Genomic DNA, 3,017 nt, shown 5'->3' with positions numbered 1-3,017 from the left:
GAGTGCTGGCCCGTTGAAAACAGCTGGCGTATCTTCGCCCAATCATCCATATTGATCACCCTCCATAGTGGCTGGTGGCCCTGTTTTCAATCGGCGATACTGGCCCTATTTTCGGTCGGCGTTAACAGGAACCCTGCAGATTGAAATCTGCCGGGACTTGAGAGCGTGATCACGGACTCGCCGCTGCCTCATTTTACGAGACACGGAATTCGACCATTTGTATCATCTAAGTTGAGGCAGACAGCAGAATCATGGCACTTCCGGTGCCTGGCTGCGCGTGGGCGGAACAATCGAATTCGAAGGTGCAAACTTCGCGGCGGGCTGTTGCGTTTGACGCCCGGTCATCGGGCTTAATATCGGGACACCCAAACGGGCACCGTAGCAATCCTGTGTAGTCAGAACCGCCAGCTTCCGGGGGAGTGTGCGTAGGGCGTCCCGATTGCGGACGTTCGCCACCGTGGCCACGTTCGCATTCGTGGATACTATTTCGCCGGCGCCGCGTTTGTTGGTTGTCCTTGAAGAGCGGTTCGCTTTCGGATTTACTGGTCGGCATACGGATAGGAGGCGCCAACAGATGATGAGCTCGAGCATTACTCCTCATGTCATCAAATCGCTCACGCCCGAGACCTTCCCAGCGTGGCTGGCGCTCGCGCAGAAGCACAACGGGGTCTGGGGCGGGTGTTATTGCTCGTATTTCCACGGCGACACGGAGCGCACGGTCAAGAGCGCGCACGACGGGCCGACGTTCAAACAGCGACTGGTGGCGGAGGGTGTCGCACACGCTGCGCTCGTCTTCGACGGCGACGACGCAATTGCATGGTGCGAGTACGGCAGCCCGGTCGAGCTGCCGCGCATCTACCACCGAAAGGAGTACGACGCGGGAGAGACCAGGCCTGCACCGTGGCGGATCACATGCTTCTTCGTCGACCGGGAGCATCGTCGTTCGGGAGTGGCGCGGGAGGCACTGGAGGGCGCGCTCGACCTGATCGCGCGGTCAGGCGGGGGCGAGGTAGTCTCGTTCCCCAATGAACTCGCGCCTGGCAAGAGGACATCGTCCTCGTTCCTCCACAACGGGACGAGGGCCATGTTCGAGAAGGCGGGATTCACGTTCGAGCGTCACATCGGCAAGAGCAAGACCGTGATGCGCAAGACGATCCCGCCAGCTCACGGCTGACGCCGGGTTCGCGCCGGTCGGCCGTGCGAGGCGGCCGCACTGCTCCGTCGTTCGCGCGAATAGGGATCCCCGACTCTTCCAAACCAACACGAAGCCTCCTCCGAAAACTCGGCCGATCCAACTGGGGTCGCCGTGTCCGCAGAGGGGTCCGGCTTGCGGGCATCGTCGATCGTCGGGTGGTGTCCGACGCTGCAGTTGCGGCCCGCCGCCATGGATAAGCAGATCGTCGGACATCCAGTCGCAAGCTAAGGCACTGATAAACACGGAATGTGTGCAGGGTTCACCGGCTCGGGCTATGCCGGTAACAGTAGTTCTCGTAGCTGCGCCTTGGCTTTTTTCATCCTGGATCTGACGGTTGAGGGGTTGATGCCAAGGATTGCGGCTGCCTCGTGTGACTTGAGGCCGTCCTGTCATTTTTCGAAGTCGTCTGCACAAATTTCCCTACCCGCCTGCACAGCCGGTGCAGTGAGTGTCCGCCGCGGTCTTGTCCGCTCAGCTGGCCTCTGGATTGGTCGCCCCGTCGCGGAAATGACCGCAACTGGACCGCCCCGGGGGCCGATTCGGCGTCCACCCCGCTGCATCCCTGTGCAGAGGAGTATGAGCAAAAGCGACATTTGTGCAGAGGAGTGCGAAAAAACCAGTGTTCATACTCGGCTGCACAACCCCGAAAACTAAAGGCCTGTGCGCAGACGACTTAGAAAAATGACAAGCGACATAAGGGGGGTCCCGAGAGCCAAATACAGCCGATGATGACCTCGAGAACGCCCGTGACGAAATCAGCACCGACCGGAAAACCTCTGCCGACGCCGGCGAGGATTCTTAGGTCTATGTGCAAGTATGGTGCTTGTGGCACGAGTCAAGGAGATAAAGATGCGCCGTTGGATCTCGTTCGCGCTGAACGCGTTACTTCTTCTTTTGCTGGTCTCGTTCATATTCATTCAGGTGTGGGTTCTCCCCCATGCGGTGGATAACGTCGTATCAGTATTTCCGGAAGTCGAACCGCTCGCGGTGCCATCCTTCATCTGGGGTGTCGTCGCAATCGCCTGCTGGCAGGCCGTCGCCGTCATTGGACTGCGGCTTGTTATGCTCATTCGCGACCACAGATTCAACTCTTCGTCCTATGGATGGTTATGGGCGATTATCGGTTGCCTGCTCGCGTTCATAGTGCTCGTGGTGTCCGCTTTCATTGCTCTGAGCGTTCTGGGATACACCAACCCGGGCGTGATGTACGGACTTATCGCTGGCGGGCTCGTCGCCCTGATAATCGTTGTCTCTGTGATGGTGTTCCTGGGGGCCAACTCAGTCATTCGTCCGTACTTACGCGGCTAATATGATCCCGTCTGGCTTGCCGTCAGCCTGGGGCATTAGAAGCTGGCCAACCAGACGGCGGTGGCCTGTCGAACTGCGTCCCGGGCGACCGGACCTCGTGCTCGGGCCTGGTATTTATTGCGCGTCGACGCTGCATCCGGCTTGATGGAGGCGACCGATTCCAAGGCCGGCGCGAGGGTGGGACCAGGCTTGCGGTGCACTATTCGCACTGCGGACCTGGCCCCTCGTCTCGTCGATTAACCCCTTGGGTCTATGCGGGACGTCTCGATGTTAAAGATAGTCTGCGGTGCGTTGGAATCCCATGAGTCCTCGAAGAGTGCCTGGGCTTCTGGCGATGCGTACCAATAGCCGCCCGAATAGGTAGCATCCGCACAGGTGGTTGCCGAGGCGGAATTTGTCAAGGCGAATGAGGCCAGTGGGAGTTTAGGCGGCTAGTTCGAGCCCGTCATTCTCGGTGGGTTTGTCGGTGGGTTTGTTGATCCATGCCGTCGCGGGAATGGACAGGATCTGTGGC

At 59.5% G+C, this 3,017-nt stretch carries 2 protein-coding genes and 1 pseudogene; 2 read left to right on the top strand and 1 reads right to left on the bottom strand.

The annotated features are described in order from the left end of the window. Positions 1-574 precede the first annotated feature (574 nt). Positions 575-1,174, top strand: a complete 600-nt coding sequence (locus tag QMF22_RS17275) for an N-acetyltransferase (protein WP_283455884.1) — start codon at positions 575-577, stop codon at positions 1,172-1,174. Positions 1,175-1,467: 293 nt separating this feature from the next. Here the strand turns inward: QMF22_RS17275 and QMF22_RS17565 are convergent. After that, positions 1,468-1,569, bottom strand: a pseudogene (locus tag QMF22_RS17565) (sigma factor-like helix-turn-helix DNA-binding protein); the annotation flags it as partial. Positions 1,570-2,044: 475 nt separating this feature from the next. Between QMF22_RS17565 and QMF22_RS17270 the strand changes: the two are divergent. Beyond that, entirely contained in the window at positions 2,045-2,503 is a 459-nt protein-coding gene (locus QMF22_RS17270; protein ID WP_283455883.1) for a DUF2975 domain-containing protein, read from the top strand. The last annotated feature ends 514 nt before the right edge of the window (positions 2,504-3,017 follow it).

The sequence above is a fragment of the Cryobacterium sp. PH31-L1 genome (assembly GCF_030063145.1).
Lineage (GTDB): Bacteria > Actinomycetota > Actinomycetes > Actinomycetales > Microbacteriaceae > Cryobacterium.
Note: the sequence above shows the minus strand (reverse complement) of the source record. Positions and strands in the feature narration are given on the sequence as shown.